This window comes from Streptomyces sp. SID5464 (genome assembly GCF_009862985.1).
Taxonomy (GTDB): Bacteria; Actinomycetota; Actinomycetes; order Streptomycetales; family Streptomycetaceae; genus Streptomyces; species Streptomyces chartreusis_D.
Map to the genome: position 1 here is coordinate 99,593 of NZ_WWIQ01000010.1, position 19,723 is coordinate 119,315.

18 protein-coding genes are annotated in these 19,723 nt (G+C 70.6%); 12 read left to right on the plus strand and 6 right to left on the minus strand.

Annotated elements, in window-relative coordinates:
* The first annotated feature begins 132 nt into the window (after window positions 1-132).
* The 5 genes from GTY47_RS10450 (at window position 133) to mscL (ending at window position 4,093) form a co-directional block, all read left to right on the plus strand.
* Complete coding sequence (locus GTY47_RS10450; RefSeq protein WP_086012480.1) at window positions 133-1,407, plus strand: MFS transporter; 1,275 nt, start codon at window positions 133-135, stop codon at window positions 1,405-1,407.
* 67 nt (window positions 1,408-1,474) lie between these two features.
* Complete coding sequence (locus tag GTY47_RS10455; RefSeq protein WP_029180856.1) at window positions 1,475-1,786, plus strand: FmdB family zinc ribbon protein; 312 nt, start codon at window positions 1,475-1,477, stop codon at window positions 1,784-1,786.
* A 77-nt stretch (window positions 1,787-1,863) separates the two neighbouring features.
* Window positions 1,864-2,724, plus strand: a complete 861-nt coding sequence (locus tag GTY47_RS10460) for an S-methyl-5'-thioadenosine phosphorylase (protein ID WP_010035387.1) — start codon at window positions 1,864-1,866, stop codon at window positions 2,722-2,724.
* A gap of 298 nt (window positions 2,725-3,022) precedes the next feature.
* Window positions 3,023-3,514: a hypothetical protein gene (locus tag GTY47_RS10465; protein ID WP_029180858.1), complete on the plus strand. Its 492-nt coding sequence runs from the start codon at window positions 3,023-3,025 to the stop codon at window positions 3,512-3,514.
* A 120-nt stretch (window positions 3,515-3,634) separates the two neighbouring features.
* Window positions 3,635-4,093, plus strand: a complete 459-nt coding sequence (gene mscL / locus GTY47_RS10470; protein WP_010035395.1) for a large conductance mechanosensitive channel protein MscL — start codon at window positions 3,635-3,637, stop codon at window positions 4,091-4,093.
* Between the two features lie 7 nt (window positions 4,094-4,100).
* Here mscL and GTY47_RS10475 read toward each other — a convergent pair whose 3' ends face one another.
* Window positions 4,101-4,280, minus strand: a complete 180-nt coding sequence (locus GTY47_RS10475) for a hypothetical protein (protein ID WP_010035397.1) — start codon at window positions 4,278-4,280, stop codon at window positions 4,101-4,103.
* Window positions 4,281-4,357: 77 nt separating this feature from the next.
* Between GTY47_RS10475 and GTY47_RS10480 the strand changes: the two genes are divergently transcribed.
* The 4 genes from GTY47_RS10480 (at window position 4,358) to GTY47_RS10495 (ending at window position 9,180) form a co-directional block, all read left to right on the plus strand.
* Window positions 4,358-5,611 carry a low temperature requirement protein A gene (locus GTY47_RS10480; RefSeq protein ID WP_040902690.1) on the plus strand — a complete coding sequence of 418 codons (1,254 nt, stop codon included), beginning with the start codon at window positions 4,358-4,360 and terminating at the stop codon, window positions 5,609-5,611.
* Between the two features lie 218 nt (window positions 5,612-5,829).
* Window positions 5,830-6,870, plus strand: a complete 1,041-nt coding sequence (locus GTY47_RS10485; protein WP_040902691.1) for a P1 family peptidase — start codon at window positions 5,830-5,832, stop codon at window positions 6,868-6,870.
* A gap of 166 nt (window positions 6,871-7,036) precedes the next feature.
* Window positions 7,037-8,254: an Ig-like domain-containing protein gene (locus tag GTY47_RS10490; protein ID WP_029180860.1), complete on the plus strand. Its 1,218-nt coding sequence runs from the start codon at window positions 7,037-7,039 to the stop codon at window positions 8,252-8,254.
* 179 nt (window positions 8,255-8,433) lie between these two features.
* Window positions 8,434-9,180 (plus strand): DUF6227 family protein, encoded by a 747-nt coding sequence (locus GTY47_RS10495; protein ID WP_010035407.1) that lies wholly within the window; start codon window positions 8,434-8,436, stop codon window positions 9,178-9,180.
* A gap of 10 nt (window positions 9,181-9,190) precedes the next feature.
* Here GTY47_RS10495 and GTY47_RS40170 read toward each other — a convergent pair whose 3' ends face one another.
* The 5 genes from GTY47_RS40170 to GTY47_RS10515 all read right to left on the minus strand — a co-directional run bounded on the left by GTY47_RS40170 (window position 9,191) and on the right by GTY47_RS10515 (window position 15,073).
* Window positions 9,191-9,349, minus strand: a complete 159-nt coding sequence (locus tag GTY47_RS40170) for a hypothetical protein (RefSeq protein ID WP_158688388.1) — start codon at window positions 9,347-9,349, stop codon at window positions 9,191-9,193.
* A 134-nt stretch (window positions 9,350-9,483) separates the two neighbouring features.
* A complete protein-coding gene (locus GTY47_RS10500; RefSeq protein ID WP_010035409.1) occupies window positions 9,484-11,535 on the minus strand; it encodes a fructose-specific PTS transporter subunit EIIC in 2,052 nt (683 codons plus the stop codon).
* Between the two features lie 172 nt (window positions 11,536-11,707).
* The gene (pfkB, locus tag GTY47_RS10505; RefSeq protein ID WP_010035411.1) at window positions 11,708-12,655 is read right to left on the minus strand and encodes a 1-phosphofructokinase; all 948 of its coding nucleotides are present in this window, start codon (window positions 12,653-12,655) and stop codon (window positions 11,708-11,710) included.
* Window positions 12,652-13,413, minus strand: a complete 762-nt coding sequence (locus GTY47_RS10510; protein ID WP_010035414.1) for a DeoR/GlpR family DNA-binding transcription regulator — start codon at window positions 13,411-13,413, stop codon at window positions 12,652-12,654. Before GTY47_RS10510 ends, pfkB begins: the two co-directional genes overlap by 4 nt.
* 154 nt (window positions 13,414-13,567) lie before the next feature.
* Window positions 13,568-15,073 (minus strand): MFS transporter, encoded by a 1,506-nt coding sequence (locus GTY47_RS10515; protein WP_010035417.1) that lies wholly within the window; start codon window positions 15,071-15,073, stop codon window positions 13,568-13,570.
* 62 nt (window positions 15,074-15,135) lie between these two features.
* Between GTY47_RS10515 and GTY47_RS10520 the strand changes: the two genes are divergently transcribed.
* The 3 genes from GTY47_RS10520 (at window position 15,136) to GTY47_RS10530 (ending at window position 19,718) form a co-directional block, all read left to right on the plus strand.
* Window positions 15,136-16,110 (plus strand): YafY family protein, encoded by a 975-nt coding sequence (locus GTY47_RS10520; protein WP_040902692.1) that lies wholly within the window; start codon window positions 15,136-15,138, stop codon window positions 16,108-16,110.
* Between the two features lie 113 nt (window positions 16,111-16,223).
* The gene (locus GTY47_RS10525; RefSeq protein ID WP_010035423.1) at window positions 16,224-17,672 is read left to right on the plus strand and encodes a DUF1109 domain-containing protein; all 1,449 of its coding nucleotides are present in this window, start codon (window positions 16,224-16,226) and stop codon (window positions 17,670-17,672) included.
* Window positions 17,673-18,221: 549 nt separating this feature from the next.
* Window positions 18,222-19,718, plus strand: coding sequence for a DUF11 domain-containing protein (locus tag GTY47_RS10530; RefSeq protein ID WP_029180862.1), 1,497 nt, complete (start codon window positions 18,222-18,224; stop codon window positions 19,716-19,718).
* Window positions 19,719-19,723 lie beyond the last annotated feature (5 nt).

A 19,723-nucleotide genomic window follows, 5' to 3' on the forward strand; every position in this document is an offset into this window, starting at 1 on the left:
CCCCGGCATCTACCGCAGTTCCGCGCAAGAGGACAGCTCTCGGCGCCGCCCGTCCGCGGGCCCGCGCTACCAGGCGGCAGAAAGGCACGGGCCGTGGCGTCCACGGTCACCTCGAAGACGTCGAAGAACTCGATGACCTCGAAGAACTCGACGGCTTCCGCCCGCCCGGGATACGGACGGCTGCTGCGCACCCGCGGCGCCTGGACGTTCCTGCTCCCCGGCTTCGCGGCACGCCAGCCGTTCGCGATGCTGACGATCTCCATCGTGCTGCTGGTGCAGCACACCACCGGCTCCTACGGAGCGGCGGGCGCCGCCGCGGCCGTCACCGGTGTCTCCATGGCGCTGTTCGCTCCCTACAGCGGCCGCCTCGCCGACCGCTACGGGCAGCGGGCCGTGCTGATCCCCGGCGTGCTGCTGCACGCGCTGTCCGGGCTGACGCTGACGTCGCTGGCGCTGCTGGACGCCCCCCTGTGGGCGGTGTTCGCGGCGGCCGTCCCGACCGGTGCCTCGGTGCCGCAGGTCGGGCCCATGGTGCGGGCCCGCTGGGGCGTGAAGCTGAAGGACTCGCCACTGATGACCACCGCGGCGGCCTTCGAGTCCGTCACGGACGAACTGACCTTCGTGGTCGGCCCGCTGCTGGCCACCGCCCTGTGCACGGCCGTCGACCCGGCCGCCGGCCTGGTCACGGAGGCCTCGCTGACCCTGATCGGCGGTCTGCTGTTCGCCGCGCAGAAGAGCACCCAGCCCTCGGTCGGGGGCGGCAGCGGCCACGCGCGCGTGGAGCACGCTTCCGCGCTGCGGATCCCCGGGGTGCGCGTGCTGATCGTGACGTTCCTGGGCATCGGGTCCGTCTTCGGCGGTATGCAGGTCTCGCTGGCCGCGTTCACCGAGTCGATCGGCGAACCGGGCCTCAACGGCGTCCTCTACGGGGTCTTCGCCGCGGGCAACATGCTCTCCGGCGTCGTCTGCGGCGCGATCGCCTGGAAGGCGGCCCCGCAGCGGCGCCTCGTCGTGGGCTACACGGCACTCGCGCTCGCCGCGTCGGGTCTGTGGGCCGCCCACTCGGTGCCGGTCCTCGCCGGTCTCGGCCTGCTGGTCGGCATGTGCATCGCGCCCGCCCTGATCACCGGCTACACCCTGGTCGAGGGCCTGGTCCCGGCCGGTGCCCGCACCGAGGCCTTCACCTGGCTGACCGGCGCGGTGGCGCTCGGCCAGGCGGCCGCCGTCACGGTCGCCGGGCAGCTGGAGGACCGCTTCCGGGACGGCGCCGGTTTCCTGGTGCCGATGGGCGGCACCGTGCTCGCCCTGGCGACCCTCCTGGCCCTGCGTTCCCGGCTGGCGGGACGCGCCCAGGGCCGCACCGTCGCACGTGGCGTGGGTCACCGCGTGCCGGTGGCAGTGGACTGAACGGCCGGAATACGTCAAGATGGATCGTCGTTAGCACTCATCGAGTGAGAGTGCCAGGAGGAAGACAGTGCCCACCTACCAGTACCAGTGCACCGAGTGCGGCGAGGGCCTCGAGGCGGTGCAGAAGTTCACCGACGACGCCCTCACCGAGTGCCCCAGCTGCAAGGGCCGCCTGAAGAAGGTGTTCTCGGCGGTCGGCATTGTCTTCAAGGGCTCCGGCTTCTACCGGAACGACAGCCGCGGCTCCTCCTCGAGCAGCACCCCGGCGTCGAAGTCGTCGAGCTCCTCGTCGTCCTCCGACTCCGGCTCCGGCTCTGGCTCCGGTTCGAGCTCGTCGTCGAGCACCGGCAGCTCCACGAGCAGCACCACCGCCGCATAAGGCCTGTTTCTTACGGGACCCTGTCGCCTTTCGGCGACGGGGTCCTCGGCGTTTCCGCGTGCGGTTAGGGTGCGGGCATGGTGAACAAGGCGAACGTGACGAACAAGGGGGACGCCGGGATCGGCGTCATCGGCGGCTCCGGGTTCTACTCCTTCCTCGACGACGTGACCGAGGTCCAGGTCGACACCCCGTACGGGCCGCCCAGCGACTCCCTCTTCCTCGGCGAGGTCGCCGGCCGGCGCGTCGCCTTCCTGCCCCGGCACGGACGGGGCCACCATCTGCCGCCGCACCGGATCAACTACCGGGCCAACCTGTGGGCGCTGCGGTCGGTCGGCGTGCGCCAGGTGCTCGCCCCCTGTGCCGTCGGCGGACTGCGTCCCGAGTACGGGCCGGGCACGCTGCTGGTGCCGGACCAGCTGGTCGACCGGACCAAGTCCCGCGCGAACACGTACTTCGACGGGCTTCCGCTGCCCGACGGCACGGTGCCCAACGTGGTGCACGTGTCGCTGGCCGACCCCTACTGCCCCGCCGGGCGGGCCGTCGCGCTGAAGGCGGCGCGCGGGCGGGACTGGGAGCCGGTGGACGGCGGCACGCTGGTCGTCGTCGAGGGGCCGCGCTTCTCGACCCGTGCCGAATCGTTGTGGCACCAGGCGCAGGGCTGGTCGGTGGTGGGTATGACCGGCCATCCCGAGGCGGCGCTCGCCCGCGAGCTGGAGCTCTGCTACACGTCCCTGACCCTGGTCACCGACCTCGACGCCGGAGCCGAGACCGGGGAGGGCGTCTCGCACGACGAGGTGCTGCGGGTGTTCGCGGCCAATGTGGACCGGCTGCGGGGCGTGCTGTTCGACGCGGTGGCGGGGTTGCCGGGGGAGGACGAGCGGGGCTGTCTGTGCGTGAATGCGCTGGGCGGGATGGATCCGGGGTTCGCGTTGCCGTAGGCGGAAGCTGCGGTAGGCGGTAGCGGAAGCTGCGGTAGGCGGAAGTTGCCGTTCGGGTGAGGGAGTTGTCCACAGGGCGGTGGCAGGTCCACAGGCCTGAGCGGGCTGTGGCGCGAGGCCCCATCGTGGGGAGCGCAAGCCGGTCGCTCGTCACAGGTGGTGGTTCCCCATGTCCCTCGATCCGTCTCCGTCTCCCTCTTCTCCCTCTCCCTCTCCCTCCTTTTCCTCTTTCCTCGCCCTGCCTTCTTGGTCTGTTGCCGCATGCCCGCCCGGCCCCGAGGTGCCGGCGGCGCGTGAGGTGCCGCGGTTCGACCCCGTACGGGTGCGCGGCGGCCGGGTCGGCCGGCTCGTACGGAACCGGCGGCGGGCCCTGGCCGTGGGACTCGCGGTCACCGCGACCGCGCTGGTCGCGGCGGGACCGCGGGGCTCCGAAGGGGCCCGTGGGCATCCCCGGGCCCAGCCCCCCGCGCACACGGCGGTGTCCGGGGAGCAGCCCGTGCGGACGCGTCGTGCCGTGGGGGCGGTGACGGCCCCGGTCCGGATCGCCGACGCGGCCACCGTGCGGCTGCTGCGGCCCGGCGACCGGGTCGACGTCATCGCCGCCGAGGAGACGGTGTCGGGCGGCGATGCCCGGGTGGTCGCACGCGGGGCCAGGGTGACGAAGGTGCCGGAGCCGCTGGAGGGCGCGAGCGACGCAGGGGCGCTGGTCGTGCTGTCGGTGCCGCGTGCGACGGCGGCCCGGCTCGCCGGTGCGAGCGCCACCGCGCGGTTGGCGGTGACACTGTGGTGACGTACCTGATCGCGTCAAGTCGCTCGTTCGAGGGACCCAGGTGGTCCGTTCGGCGCAACGTTGACGTAGGTTGCGGAGCGTTTTGTTCCGCAAGCTGCTCGTGCGAGGAGAGACCCCGGGGTGAGCGAGAAGAAGGATCCGAGCGTCTGGGAGGGCTTCAAGGCCTTCCTGATGCGCGGGAACGTCGTCGATCTGGCGGTGGCGGTGGTGATCGGCGCCGCGTTCACCAACATCGTCAACGCCGTGGTGAAGGGGATCATCAACCCCGTCGTCGGGGCCATCGGGACCAAGAACCTCGACCACTACAGCTCGTGTCTGAGCTCGACGTGCGAGGGCGAGCAGGGCATCCGGATCCTGTGGGGCTCCGTCCTCGGCGCCACGCTGAGCTTCGTGATCACCGCGGCGGTCGTCTACTTCCTGATGGTCCTGCCCATGGCGAAGTACCTGGGCCGGCTGGAGGCCCGCCGCAAGGCCAAGGAGGGCACCCAGGAGGTCATCGAGGTGACCGAGCTGGAGGTGCTGAAGGAGATCCGCGACGCGCTGGTCGCACAGCGCGGCTCCGGGCACGATCGGCGGTAGGGCCGGCTCAGAGGTGGTGGGGCGGCTTCTCGTCGAGGAAGCGCTTGAGGTCGGCCGCGCCGCCACCGGCGTCGGAGCGCTCGCCCCAGCCGCGGTCGGTGTCGTCGGAGGACTGCTGGTCGAGCGGGTCGTCGAAGACCAGCGCGGGCTTCGGCGCGCGCGGCTCGGGGTCGGGGGCGGTGCTCATGCGTCCAGGGTACGGTCGCGGAGGAAGCGGAGGAATTCGCGGAGAAAATCCCCGCGCCTTCTGTTGTGCTGGGAACCATGACGTCCAGCCCCACTCCCCCGCCCGTCCCCTCCGGTGCGCCCGTCCCCTCCGGCGTGCCCGGCAGCCGGGGGCCGCTGCGCAGCCTCAGGGCCCGTGGACGCGACGAGGCGCACCGGACGGCCTCGCCGCTGGAGCTCTTCTTCGACCTGTGCTTCGTCGTGGCCGTGGCCCAGGCGGGCATCCAGCTGGTGCACTCCGTCGCCGAGGGACATGCGGGCGAGGGGATCCTCGACTACGCGATGGTGTTCTTCGCCCTGTGGTGGGCGTGGATGAACTTCACATGGTTCGCCTCGGCGTACGACAACGACGACGTGCTCTACCGGGTCGTCACGCTGGTGCAGATCGCGGGGGTGCTGGTCCTCGCGGCGGGGGTCTCCCGGGCGTTCGAGGAGCACGAGTTCTTCGTGGTCTGGCTGGGCTACCTGATCATGCGGCTCGCCCTGGCGGCGCAGTGGCTGCGGGCGGCCCGCTCCAGCGAGGGCCCGGAGCGGACGACGGCCCTGCGCTACGCCGGTGGCGTGCTGGCGTGCCAGGTCGGCTGGCTGGGGCTGCTGTTCCTGCCCGAGGGGGCCCGGCCTTGGTGGTTCCTGGTGATGGCGCTGCTGGAGATGTGTGTGCCGCCGTGGGCGGAGAAGGACCGTCCCACGTCCTGGCATCCGCGCCATATCGCCGAGCGGTACGGACTGTTCACCATCATCGTGCTCGGCGAGACGATCGCCGCGGCCACGGTCGCCGTGAAGTCGGGCGTCGACGAGAACGACGCCCTGGGCGAGCTCCTCCCCATCGCGGCGGGCGGGCTGCTGATCATCTTCGCCGCGTGGTGGGTCTACTTCGTGGTCCCCATCCACGACCATCTGCGGTCCAACCGGCAGGCGTTCCTCTGGGGCTACGGCCACTACCTGGTCTTCGCCTCGGCGGCCGCGGTCGGGGCCGGGCTGGAGGTGGCGGTGGAGCAGACGGTCGGCAAGGCGCACATCTCCACGCTGGCGGCGTCGGCCGCGGTGACCCTGCCGACGGCCTTGTATCTGCTGACCTTGTGGGCCCTGCACTCGCGCCACTTCAAGTCGGGGATCGCCCAGCAGCTGGTGCTGCCGACGACGGCACTGCTGGTGATCTGCTGCACGTTCCTCGACGACTGGGCGGTGCTCGCGGCGGGCGTGGTCTGCGCGCTGTCGGTGGTGGCGGGAGAGACCCTGGCCCTGCGCAGGACCGCCCGGGCCGGCGGGCAGGCAGCGCCGACGGCCGGGTGAGGGGCCCGCGAGTTCGTCCCGCGTCCCCGGGAGCCGGGCCGGCCGGCCGCATCGGCCACGGACGGGCGACCGAGTGAAAGCGCCCGCGAAGTCCCGCCCCCCTCCGGGCCGACCACACCGGCCCCACGACAGCGCCCGCGAAGCCCCGCGTGCAGGCCGGCGGCGTCGGCCGGCTGGGTGCGCCCGTGAGGGCCGGGGTCTGGACGAGACTGGGCGGCATGACAGTTGACGCTCTGGTGGACGCTCTGACGGATGTCTCCGGCCTGCGGGTGGGGCACGCGACACGCGCCGGCGACGGCTGGCTCACCGGCACCACGGTGGTGCTGGCCCCGGAGGGCGGGGCCGTGGCCGCCGTGGACGTGCGGGGCGGGGGTCCCGGCACCAAGGAGACGGACGCGCTCGACCCGCGCAACGTGGTGCGGAAGGTCGAGGCGATCGTGCTGACCGGCGGCAGCGCGTACGGGCTCGACTCGGCTTCGGGGGTGATGGCCTGGCTGGAGGAACGGGGGCGCGGGATCCGTGTCGGGGCGGACCCGGCGCATGTCGTGCCGGTGGTGCCCGCCGCCTGTGTCTTCGATCTGGGACGCGGTGGCGACTTCCGGGCCCGGCCGGACGCGGCCACCGGCCGCGCGGCGGTCGAGGCGGCCGCGGCGAGCGCGTTCGGCGCGCCGGTGCCCGAGGGCTGTGTGGGCGCCGGCACGGGGGCGGTGGTCGGAGTGGTGAAGGGCGGCGTCGGCGGCGCGAGCACCGTGCTCGGCTCGGGGATCACGGTGGCCGCGCTGGTGGTGGCCAACGCGGCGGGGTCGGTGCTGGATCCGGAGACGGGGGTGCTGTACGGGGAGTTGTTCCAGGGGCGGGTGGAGTACCCGGAGGCGGAGGTGCACGAGGCCGCGCGGCGGCGCCTCGCCGAGACGGCCGCGAGGAGCGCGCCTCCGCCGCTCAACACGACGCTGGCGGTGGTCGCCACGGACGCGGACCTGTCGAAGGCGCAGGCGCAGAAGCTGGCCGGCACGGCACACGACGGCATCGCCCGCGCGGTGCGGCCGGTGCACCTCCTCAACGACGGGGACACGGTGTTCGCGCTGGCGACCGGAGACCGCGCCCTGGACGCCGCGAACCCGCTCGCCCTCAACGAGATCCTCGCCGCGGGCGCGGACGTCGTGACCCGGGCGATCGTGCGGGCCGTGCGCGCCGCGGAGCCGGTCGACGGTCCGGGCGGGGCGTGGCCGTCGTACCGGGAGTTGTACGCGGGCCGCTGAGCGGATGGGCGCCGCACAGCGGCTCCACAGCGGCGCCGGACATTGTCCCGGGCCTGTAACGGTGATGTCGCTCATGGCGGTCGGACGGAACCCGACCGGCCGCCCGGCCCCTCTTCACCCACGTACTGGAGCGGACCACGCACATCACTCGAACTGGGAGCAGCCCGTGACAACGCCGGACATTGCAGCGCGGCGCAAACTGGGGGCATGTGCCGCCCTGATGGTCGGCGCCCTGACGCTCACCGCCTGCGGTGGCAGCGCCAACGCCAAGGACGACGCCAAGGGTGGCAGCGATTCGGCGAAGACCTCCGTCGCGAAGATCGCCATCTCGGCGAAGGACGGTTCGACCGGCGCCTCCATCAACTCGACCGGCGTGAAGGTCAGCGACGGCAAGCTGACCGACGTGAAGATGACGGTGGCGGGCAGCGGTCAGGCCGTACCGGGCTCGATCTCCTCCGACGGCAAGGTCTGGAAGCCGAAGGAGCAGCTGGAGCGCGGCACGAAGTACCAGATATCGGCGACAGCGAAGGACACGAAGGGCCGTACGGCCGCCGCGAACTCCATCTTCACGACGGTCACCTCGGCGAACAGCTTCATCGGGACGTACACGCCGGACGACGGCACCACGGTCGGTGTGGGCATGCCGGTGTCGTTCAACTTCGACAAGGCCATCACGAACCGCAAGGACGTGCAGTCGCACATCACGGTCACGTCCAGCAGCGGGCAGCAGGTGGTCGGGCACTGGTTCGGCTCGCAGCGGCTCGACTTCCGGCCCGAGGAGTACTGGAAGGCCGGCTCCAAGGTCACGATGAAGATCGACCTGGACGGGGTCGAGGGCACGAACGGCGTCTACGGCGTCCAGAAGAAGACGGTCACCTTCACCGTCGGGCGCTCGCAGGTCTCCACGGTCGACGTCAACACGCAGACCATGACGGTCGTGCGGGACGGCAAGACCGTCAAGACGATCCCGATCTCGGCGGGCAGCCCGCAGCACACCACGTACAACGGGCAGATGGTGATCTCCGAGAAGTTCGTGCAGACCCGGATGAACAGCCGGACGGTCGGACTCGGCGGTGAGTACAACATCCCGGACGTGCCGCACGCGATGCGCCTGACGACCTCCGGCACGTTCATCCACGGCAACTACTGGTACAACAAGGGCAATCCGCCCTTCGGTCGCCAGGGCACCAGCCACGGCTGCGTCGGCCTCGCGGACGTCCAGGGCGCCGGCGGCAGCACACCCGCCAAGTGGTTCTACGACAACTCGCTCATCGGGGACGTGGTGGTCGTGAAGAACTCGCCCGACAAGACGGTGGCGCCGGACAACGGGCTCAACGGCTGGAACATGGCATGGAGCCAGTGGGTCGCGGGCAGCGCCGCGTGAGCGGCTGAACGATCATCCCAACTGGGGTTTTTGACGGACCGACCGGGCCGCGCGGGAACTTTTCGCGCGGCCCGTGCGTTTTCCTGGACGTACGTTTTCTCGGTTCCCGGACATGATGTCCGACCGAGGGGCTACGGTATGCACCCACAAGGTGACATGCAGCAACGCCGGGAGAAACCTTGAGCGTTCCGTACGAGACGGCAGCGTACGAACCCCACGACTCGCCCGAGTCTCCGGAGGAGCACCTCGCGCGACTCCTCGGCCGCGCCCTGAACTCCTTCGAGCTGCCGGACGAGACGATAAGGCGGCTGGACTGCGCGCTGGCGCACGACGGTTCGCTGCACTCCGCGCACCACAGCGCGGGCCTGCACCGGGAGACGTACCGGCACACCTGGCTGCTCGCCGACGGCTCGGCGCTCACGCTCTGGGAGCTCGTCCACAACACGGCGCCCGGCAGCGAGCCGCAGCACGAGGTGTACGTCGACGAGGAGGAGCTGCGTGCCGCCACCACGCGTCTGCCGCTGCCGCCGGACACGCCCGACTTCGAGCTGCCGGTGACGGTGCAGCTCTCCCCCGTCCCCGCACCCCGGCACGCGTACGCCGGGGACGACTCGGCGGACCACGCGCGGCGTTTACTGCGCCGCGCGGAGAACGCGGACCGGCCGGGCGCGGACACGGCCACCCTGCTGGCCACGGCGTCCGGTCATCAGATCACGCAGGCCTTCGGCCGCCCGTGCCGCGCGGGCCGGGCGGGACTGTGCTTCTCGCTCTACGAGCACGCGTTCCTGCTGCGCGACGGCGCGGAGGTCTCCCTCTGGGAGGTGGAGCACACGGCCACGCCGGACGGACGGCACATGTGCGAGGTGTACGCCAGCGAGGAGGCGGCGCGCGAGGCGATGGAGCGGCGGGCGGCGCAGCTGTCCTAGGGGGTGTCCGCTAGGCCGCTCTGTCGCCGAGTTGGCGCGCCAGTTCGGCGAAGGCGTCTCTCTCCTCGGGGGTCAGTTCCACGGACTCCGACCGGGGGCCCGTCTGCCGCTGCTGCGGGAGGGCGGGGAGAGGGTGGCCTTCGGGCCATCGGGAGACGTGCTCGGGCATGCGCCCCAGTAGACACCACGGCCCGGGACTTCGGTCCCGGGCCGTGATTTTCGTGATCTATCTCGCAGGTGCCGTGAACGGTTCACACCCCCCGAAAGGGGCGAACCCCGGGCCCTGCCCTCAGGCGTCGGGCCTCACGCCGCCACCGGCTGCTTCGCCTCCGCCGTCTGGGCCGCGGCCCCGCCGGAGGCCGCCGTGGCGCCCGGGGCCGGCTTGCGCAGGCCCTTCAGGACGACCACCAGGGCCGTGGTGACGCAGACGCCCGCGGCGATGGCGATCAGGTAGAGCAGCGGGTTGCCGATCAGCGGGACCACGAAGATGCCGCCGTGCGGGGCGCGCAGCGTGGCGCCGAAGGCCATCGACAGGGCACCGGTGATCGCGCCGCCCGCCATCGAGGCCGGGATGACGCGCAGCGGGTCGGCCGCGGCGAACGGGATCGCGCCCTCGGAGATGAAGGAGGCGCCGAGCACCCAGGCGGCCTTGCCGTTCTCGCGCTCGGTGTGCGTGAAGAGCTTGCCGCGCACGGTCGTGGCGAGGGCCATCGCCAGCGGAGGCACCATGCCGGCCGCCATGACCGCCGCCATGATCTTCATCGCGGAGTCGCTGGGGTTGGACACCGCGATACCGGCCGTGGCGAAGGTGTAGGCGACCTTGTTGACCGGGCCGCCGAGGTCGAAGCACATCATCAGGCCGAGGAGGGCGCCGAGCAGGATGGCGTTGCTGCCGGACAGGCCGTTCAGCCAGTCGGTCATGCCCTTCTGGGCCTCGGCGATGGGCTTGCCGATGACGACGAACATCAGGAACCCGACGATCGCCGAGGAGATCAGCGGGATCACCACCACCGGCATGATGCCGCGCAGCGCCGCCGGGATGTTCACCTTCTGGATCGCGATGACCACGCCACCGGCGATCAGACCGGCCGCGAGACCGCCGAGGAAGCCGGCGTTGATGGTCAGGGCGATCGAGCCGCCGACGAAGCCGGGGACGAGACCGGGCCGGTCGGCCATGCCGTAGGCGATGTAGCCGGCCAGGACGGGGACGAGGAAGCCGAAGGCGACGCCGCCGATCTGGAAGAGCAGGGCCGCCCAGCTGTCGGCCTGCGTCCACAGGAAGTGGTCCATCACCGACGGGGCCTTGTCGACCTTGTAGCCGCCGATCGCGAAGCCGAGGGCGATCAGCAGACCGCCCGCCGCGACGAACGGCACCATGTAACTGACGCCGGACATCAGCCACTTGCGCAGCTTGGTGCCGTAGCCCTCGCCGGCTTCGCCGGAGCGCTCCACCGGAGTGGCCGGGGCGGACCCGGAGGTGACCTCGCCGCGGGCGGCCTTCTCGCGGACCTCGGCGATGAGTTCCGCGGGGCGGTTGATGCCCGCCTTCACGCCGACGTCGACGGTCGGCTTGCCGGCGAAGCGTTCCTTCTCCCGTACGGGCACGTCGTGGGCGAAGATCACGGCGTCCGCCGCGGCGATGACCGCCGGGTCGAGCCGCGTGAAGCCGGCCGAGCCCTGGGGCTCGACGGTGACCTCGACGCCCGCCTCACGGCCGGCGTTCTCCAGCGACTCGGCCGCCATGTAGGTGTGGGCGATGCCGGTGGGGCAGGAGGTGACGGCGACGATGCGGAACGGGCGCTCCGCGGACGGCTCTTCGGCCGGGGCGTCGTCGGTGACCGTGGCGGCGGCGGGAGAGGCCGCTCCCGCCGACGCCACGGGGTCTTCGGAGCCGGCCTCGGCGGGCTCGCCGGGCTCGTCGCCGCGGATCAGCGCGGCGGCGGCCGTCGGGTCACCCACCGCGCGCAGGGCGTCGGTGAACTCCGTGTTCATCAGCTGCCTGGCCAGCGACGACAGGATCGTCAGATGGGCGTCGTCGGCGCCGGCCGGCGCGGCGATCAGGAAGATCAGGTCGGCGGGGCCGTCGGCCGCCCCGAAGTCGATGCCGTCGGAGCTGCGCCCGAAGGCGAGGGTCGGCTCGGTGACGTGCTCGCTGCGGCAGTGCGGGATGCCGATGCCGCCGTCGAGGCCGGTCGGCATCTGGGCCTCGCGGGCGGCCACGTCGGCGAGGAAGCCGTCCAGGTCGGTCACCCGGCCCAGGGCCACCATGCGCTCGGCGAGGGCACGCGCCGCCGCTTCCTTGGTGTCGGCGGACAGGTCGAGATCGACCAGGTCCGCGGTGATCATGTCGCTCATCGCGGGCTCCTTAGCACGCGTATCGCCCGGTCAGTCGGGTGGGCGGGGAGGGGACGGGGGGTGCGGTGGGGGGTGACGGGGATGCGGTGGGGGGTGACGCAGAGGGGCGTACGGGCCTCGGCTAACGGGGCGTCTCGCCGGTCACGGTCCGGTGCGCGCGGCTCTTCGTACGTCATGACACCGGCTCCTTCAGCGCACGGTCCGCCGGGATCCGGGCCGTGACCGTCACCGAGGCCGGGTCCAGGTCGCCGGGCTTCGGCATGACGCTGCCCGGCAGCTGGACGGCCGCCGCGCCGTGGGCGACCGCGGAGGCGAGGGCGTCGGGGCCGCTGCCGCCGGCGATCAGGAAACCGGCGAGGGAGGAGTCACCGGCACCCACGTTGCTGCGTACGGCGTCCACGCGGGCGCTGCCGAACCAGGCGCCCTCGCCGGAGACCAGCAGCTGCCCGTCGGCGCCGAGGCTCGCGAGGACGGCCCGGGCACCCATCTCGCGCAGCTCCTCGGCCGCCTTCACGGCGTCGCCGACGGTGGCGAGGGGGCGGCCGACGGCCTCCGAGAGCTCCTCGGCGTTCGGCTTGACCACGTCCGGCCGCTCGCGCAGGGCCGCGAGCAGCGCGGGCCCGGAGGTGTCCAGGGCGATCCGGGCACCGGCGGCGTGCGCGCGGGCGACCAGTTCGGCGTACCAGGAGGGTGCGAGGCCGCGCGGGAGGCTGCCGCAGCAGGCGATCCAGGAGGCGTCGCGGGACTGCTGCCGCACGGTCTCCAGGAGCAGTTCCCGCTCGGCCTCGGAGAGTTCCGGGCCCGGCGCGTTGATCTTCGTCAGGACGCCGTCGGCTTCGGCGAGGGCGATGTTGGAGCGGGTGGCCCCGGCGACCGGCACCGGCGCGACCTCGATGCCCTGCGTGTCGAGCAGGTCGGCGACGAGCGCGCCCGGCGCGCCGCCCAGGGGCAGGACCGCCACCGTGCGCCGGCCGGCCGCCGCGACCGCGCGCGAGACGTTCACGCCCTTGCCGCCCGGGTCCATCCGCTCGCCGGTGGCGCGGATGACCTCGCCGCGGTCGAGGGACGGCACCTCGTAGGTGCGGTCCAGGGACGGGTTGGGGGTGACGGTGAGGATCATGCGCGCACTACTTCCGTGCCGCCGCGCTCGATCGCGACGGCGTCTTCGGGGCTCAGCCCGCTGTCGGTGATCAGCAGGTCCACATCGCTCAGGTCGCCGAAGCGGGCGAAGTGCTCCTGGCCGTGCTTGGAGGAGTCGGCGAGCAGCACCACGCGGCGGGCGGCGGCCACGGCCGCGCGCTTCACGGCGGCCTCGGCGAGGTCGGGGGTGGTCAGGCCGTGTTCGGCGGAGAAGCCGTTGGCGGCCACGAACAGCACGTCGGCCCGGATCTCGCCGTACGCCCGCAGCGCCCAGGCGTCCACGGCGGCGCGTGTGCGGTGCCGTACGCGCCCCCCGATGAGGTGGAGCTGGATGCCGGGGTGATCGGCTAGGCGGGCGGCGATGGGCAGGCTGTGCGTGACGACGGTGAGGGCGGCCTCCAGCGGGAGGGCGGCTGCCATCCGGGCCACGGTCGTACCGGCGTCGAGGATCATCGTGCCCTCGCTCGGCAGTTCCGCGAGGGCCGCCTTGGCGATGCGGTCCTTCTCGTCGGGGGCCGTGGTCTCGCGCTCGGCGAGGTCCGGCTCGAAGTCGAGGCGCCCGGCCGGGATGGCCCCGCCGTGCACCCGGCGGACCAGGCCGGCCCGGTCGAGGGCCTTCAGATCCCGGCGGATCGTCTCCGCCGTCACCTGGAACTCCTCGGCCAGCGACACGACATCCACTCGGCCGCCGTCACGGGCGAGCCGGAGGATCTCCTGCTGCCGCTCCGGTGCGTACATGTCAGTTCGCCTCCGCCTCGTGCCCGAACGTGTGGTTTCAGCGGGAGGCTACGCCGAGATTTCTGCGAAGTAAACAGGTTCGGACCCAATCGGGCATGAGCGGAAATAACAACGGGCTCGGCACCAGGTGCCGAGCCCGTTGTCGTACGCGCGTTCAGGAGACCAGCACCGGTTCCTTCCTCTCCGGCGCCGCCTGCTCGCCCTCGACGTGCTGCGCCGGGCGCTTCGGCAGGGCGAACATCAGCAGGAAGATGAGGCCCATCACCGCGGCCACCCAGCCCAGCGAGTTCCGGAAGGCGTCCGCGAAGGCCGGGCCCACCTGGTCCGGGCGCAGACGGTCGCCGATCGTGCCGAAGAAGACGACCGACACCAGGCCCAGGCCCAGCGCGTTGCCCATCTGCTGCACGGTGTTGAGCAGGCCGGACGCCGAGCCGGAGTGCTCGCGCGGCACCTCGGAGAGGATCGCGTCGGTCAGCGGGGCGACGATCAGGCCCATGCCCACGCCCATCACGACCAGCGGCAACGCCATCTGCCAGGGCGCGATGCCGAGGCCGTAGTGCCCGGACTCCCAGAGGTAGAGCAGCACTCCGGCCGCCATCACCAGCGCGCCCGCCTGGAGCACCTTGCGTCCGAAACGCGGGACCAGCTGCTGCACCGACATCCCGGCGGCCACGGACACGGCGATCGAGAACGGCACCCCGGTCAGCCCGGCCTTCAGCGCGCTCCAGCCCAGACCGACCTGCATGTACAGCGTCCACACCAGGAAGAACACGCCGAGCGCGACCCCGAAGACGGTCTGTACGGCGATCCCGGCCGCGAAGCTCTTGACCCGGAACAGCGACAGCTCGACCAGCGGTGAGCCGTCCCGTGCGCTCTTGCGCCGCTCGTACGCCACCAGCGCCGCCAGGACGACGAGCGCGCCGGCCATCGAGACGTACCCCCACACCGGCCAGCCCAGCTCCCGGCCGCGGATCAGCGGGTAGAGCAGCATCAGCAGGCCCAGCGTCACGAGGGCGACACCCACCAGGTCCAGCTTCAGGGCCCGCGGTGCCCTGGACTCGGTGATGAAGCGGCTGCCGAGGACCAGGCCGGCGACGCCCACGGGCAGGTTGATCAGGAAGATCGAGCGCCACTCCCACCCGAACAGGTTCCACTCGGTCAGCAGCGCGCCGAGCAGCGGACCGGACACGGCCCCGAGCCCGACGACCGCGCCGAACAGCCCGAACACCTTGCCCCGCTCGTGCGCCGGGAAGGTCGCGTGCACGATCGACAGCACCTGCGGCACCATCAGGGCCGCCATGCCGCCCTGCAGGAAACGGGACGCGACCAGCATCTCCGGGTTCACCGCGAGGCCGCACAGCGCGGAGGCGAGGGTGAAGCCGCCGATGCCGACGAGGAAGATCCGCTTGCGGCCGTGGATGTCACCGAGCCGTCCGCCGGTGATCAGCCCGGCGGCGAAGGCCAGGGCGTATCCGGCGGTGATCCACTGGATCTGGCTGAAGGAGGCGCCCGATTCCCGCTGGATCGACGGGATGGCGATGTTGACGATCGTCACGTCGACGAGGTCCATGAAAGCCGCGGTCATCACGATCGCGAGGGCGAACCAGCGGCGGCGGTCGGTGCCGCCCGCGGTGCCGGCAGGGGTGTCGGTGGAGGTCATGCGTAGAACCTAGAGGGCCACTAGGTCAGATTGTGTCCTACTGGTGCGGCATCCTCGTCGGTATGACGACGGACACACCGGCCCGGCTGCTGACGCTCCTCTCCCTCCTCCAGACCCCCCGCGAATGGCCCGGCGGCGAACTCGCCGACCGGCTCGGGGTCTCCCGCCGCACGGTCCGGCGGGACATCGACCGGCTGCGCGAACTGGGTTATCCCGTGCAGGCGACCAAGGGCTCCGACGGCGGCTACCGGCTGGTCGCCGGCAAGGCCATGCCGCCGCTCGTGCTCGATGACGAGGAGGCCGTGGCCATCGCGGTCGGCCTGCGCGCCGGGGCGGGGCACGCGGTGGAGGGCCTGGACGAGGCGTCGGTGCGGGCGCTGGCCAAGCTGGAGCAGGTGCTGCCGGGCCGGCTGCGGCACCGCGTGACCACGCTCCAGGCCGCGACGACACCGCTGACCAGCGGGGACGGGCCGAGCATCGCGCCCGAGACGCTGACCGTCATGGCCTCCACGGTGGCCGGGCACGAGCGGCTGCGGTTCGCCTACCGGGCCGCGGACGGCACCGAGTCGCGGCGCCTGACGGAGCCCTACCGGTTGGTGTCCACGGGCCGCCGCTGGTACCTGGTGGCGTACGACATCGACCGGGACGACTGGCGTACGTTCCGCGTGGACCGGGTGAGCGAACCGTTCGCCACGGGGGCGCGGTTCGTGCCGCGCGAGCTGCCTACGGGGAACGCGGCGGAGTACCTGCGGCAGTCGATGCAGCGGCAGCAGGAGTCCTACGACTTCGAGGTCACGTTCGCCGCGCCGGCCGAGTTCGTCGCCGCCCGGCTGCCGGCATGGCTGGGCACGCCCGAGCCGCTGGACGACGGCAGCTGCCGGCTGCGGGGATCCGCGGCGGACGCGGTGCAGTGGGTGGCGTTCCGGCTGGCGCTGCTGGAGTGCGACTTCGTGGTGCACACACCGGAGGAACTCGTGACGGCCGTGAGGGAGTTGGGGGCGCGGCTCAGCAGGGCGGGCGAGGGGGGCGGAGCATGACCTGAAGCGCCCGTTGCCGGGTGCGGCCGCACTGTCGAAGAGGCGGATGGCCGGATGGCCGGATGGAGCAAGCCCGGCTGCGTGTTGTCCGTTCAGCATCAAGGCTGTCCCTCATGGAGAAGACACCCAGGGTGATCGTTGAGCCGCCGGACAGCAGAGGCCTTCGCGCCGTCAGCATGGGTGGCACAGTGGTGGGCAGCGCCTGGTCCCCGAGCGGGCTGCGCAAGCTTCTCCGACAACTCGGTTGCCCGGAGGGCATCGATCTGGAAGACCGGAGAGTCATCGTCTGGCGCGAGGCGGGCAGCGAGATATGGCCCGATCGCACGTGGCGAAGACGCACGGCCACAGCGCTCATGATGGCGGGACTGATCCTGTCCATGGCCCTGCTCACCGTCGTGGGAACACCGGACGCCATGGGGGCACTGACATTCGCCCAGCGCATCACGGGATTCCTCTTCATCCTGTCCGGCGCGGTGCAGGGCCTCGCCGCGCTGGCGGCTCTCGACCATGAGGGAAAGCGGCAGTTCAAGTATTCCGGAGCCCTGGTACTGGTCGGGGCACTGATCGCCTTGATCACGGAGAGCGTTTTCCTGTTCACCTGGCTGCAAGAAAGAGAACCGACGCTCTACTTCCCGGTATCCGTGCTGCTCTTCGCATGGTCGCTGTGGGCCCTCTGGCGGCTGTTCCATGAGCAGGTCTGGAGAGTCATACCCCACCCCAAGAGATTTGCGACCGGGGTTGCCCTGTCCGGGCTTCTGGCCGCCACGAACTTCGCATACTCCGCCGTCTATCAGCCCACGTCAGCTCCTTTCTATGTCACTCTCACGGCAAAGTTCGGCACCCCTCACACCGATCCCATCCGCCCATTCATCCATGTGCCGCTTGCACTCCAAGTGGAAAACACCGGAAAGGTTCCGGCTTACATCCTTGTCGATAAGTATCTGGTCTACGGGCGTTCGGCTGAATACTCGAAGGACGATGGGGGACTGAGAGACTGGAAGAAGGCCCTGGAAACCGAGTCCGACGCAGAGCTTCATGTCTCCGAATCAGGCAGCAAAACGATAAGCGCCGGACAATTCGCCGGACCGGGGTACTGGCTCCATCCGGGAGAGGGCCACATAAAGGAAAAAGTGATACAGCTCCCCAGGAGCGTTGAATACGACCTCCTGGAAGCGACCTTGTCCGTGGTGGCGATGAGAATGGACCGCGGAAAGATCAATCTCCGGCAACTACAGCAGGCACACCCCTCCTGGCAAAAGAAGGAGGGGCGATTCTACTGCGCAGAATGCAGCGGTATGATCATCCATGAAGGGAAAGTGCGCCACAACAACAACATCATCAACATTACCCGCAAACCCCGGTACGTGACCGTACTCTGGCAGGGCACGCCGGAGGAGTTTGATTACTCGTACGCCATCTCGTCCTACAAAATCGACTTCGAGAAATCTCCCGACCTGAGAGAATTGAGAAAGGAAATCGCGCGGGAAGAGGATCGGTACGGCGTGGAGTCGCGCTCGATTTCCACAAGGGTATCCATCGCGGCATTGATGGCGTCGGTGTAGCGGACTGATCGCCCAGTTGCAGGAGGAGCCCATTGGGTCCAGAGTAGTTGTAAGTGGTTGTAAGTGGTTGTTGTGTTTTGTACAGGCAAATCCGCATGTTCCACAGTGCAACTTGGATGCGCCATGGCCAGAAACGCCCGGCGACGAGTCTGCCGTTACAGGGGTTGTACGTACTGCTTGGTTGCAGCGCTCTCCCTCACAGGAGGCGCGGCCGTCTCCACGACGGGGGCCTTCGGCCAGGCCGCGGCCGTGACCCCGGCCCAGACTCCCCCACCGCCGCCGGATCCCGACACGCCAGATTCCGACACTCCGGAACCCGGCACGCCGACCGGGCCAAGTACTCCGTCGGGGCCCAGCACGCCGACCGGGCCCAGTACTCCGCCGGAGCCCAGCACGCCGTCCGAGCCCAGTACTCCGTCGGAGCCCGAGACGACGGGATCCGGCACGCAGACCGGGCCGAGCGAGCCGACCGGCCCCGGCGAACCGACGGACTCCGGCACTCAGTCGCAACCCACGTCACCGGCCGACCCCTCGGAACAAGCGACGCTCATGGAGAAGCGCACGGCAGCGCTGAAGGTGCCGGAAGAAGTGAAGGAGGAGGTCGGGAACGAGCTGAGCGGGTTGCTGAAGATGAGCCGGGATCCGGACATCCCGCCCGGCGAACGGGCCGCCTACAGGAGAATCGTGTCTCGGCTCACCGACGAGCTGGCGATGATCCAGGATCCCAAGACGCCTCGCGAGCAGCGAGTCGCCCACACGCACATCGTGGAAAGGGCGACCGAAACGCTGGGCGTGATCCAGGATCCAGGCACGTCGCCCGAGGACCGGGCCGCCTACACGAGCCTCGTGGACGGGACAGTCAGGACGCTGGGGACGATCCAGGATCCCAAGACGTCTCGCGAGGAGCGGGCCGTCTTCACCGAGTGCATGGAAGAGATGAGCGAGCGCTTCGGGCTGGTCACGGATCAAGAAGCAGATGAGGCCTCTCGGAACTTCGCCCGCAGCAACACCGAGCAGGACGTCAAAACGCTGACTCGCTCTCAAGGCCAGCGGACGCCGCAGAGTTATCGCGAGTGGACTGTGAGGGCCATCAGTGCGTCGGGGACGAGCCAGCAGATTCTCAGGGCCCGGGCCCTTCCGCCGAAGGAGCAGGCCGAGCTCAGGAAGAACGTGGAGCAGCTGACCGCCGCTGTCCTGAAGTCCTACGACCGGTCGGCATCCCGCGAAGACCGGGACAAGGCGAAGGATGCGGGAAAGGACTTCCTCGCAAAGATCGAGGAGAGCAACGACAAGCACTCGGACAAGCCCCTGCTGGAGGTCAGGAACAAACCCTTGAGCGCTACGGTCGCTCCGGGAGAGTTCGAGTCCTTCACCGTCAAGGTCACCAATCACGGGGCTGACGACGTCACCGGTGTGACGGTGGAGGACGAGTTCGATTCGGCCTCGGGCGATGCCGAGGGAGGCGTCATCCACCCCGTGTTGCATGCGCAGCTGATGAGGGATTCAGGTGAGGAGAACGACTGCGACATCACCGCGGGGAGCACCGGGGTGACCTGCCCCGCGGAGGGTGACACCGAGATCGTGCCGGAGGAGACGGTCACGATCACCATCCGTGCGGTGGTGAAGGCGTCGCAGGTGCCTTTCGGAAAGAAGGAGAACGTCACTCGGGTGAAGTACGAGGAGGGTGCGGAGCAGGGCAGTGCCAAGTTCGCCGTCGTCAAGCCTCCGAAGCTGTCCGAGCAGGACCTCGAAGGCGAACTGCGGGCCATCCGGCAGTGTGCCGCGCACTTCGAGCCGTCCGGCGTCTCTCGGGAAGCCCTGACCGTCTTCACCAAGGTGATGGGTGACGAACTCAAGCAGGGGACCTCTCCGGCTCAGGCCAGTTCCGAGGGGTACGAGGCCGCTCTCACCAGAGCGGGACCCGACGAAGCGGTGTCCATCGCGGGGATACCCGTGTTCGACGTGTCTCTTCGCGACGCCGCGAAAGCCGTCACGTCAGCGGGCGACTGCCCGGGATTCGTCGACAAGGCCCTGTCGGCCGAGTGACCGTA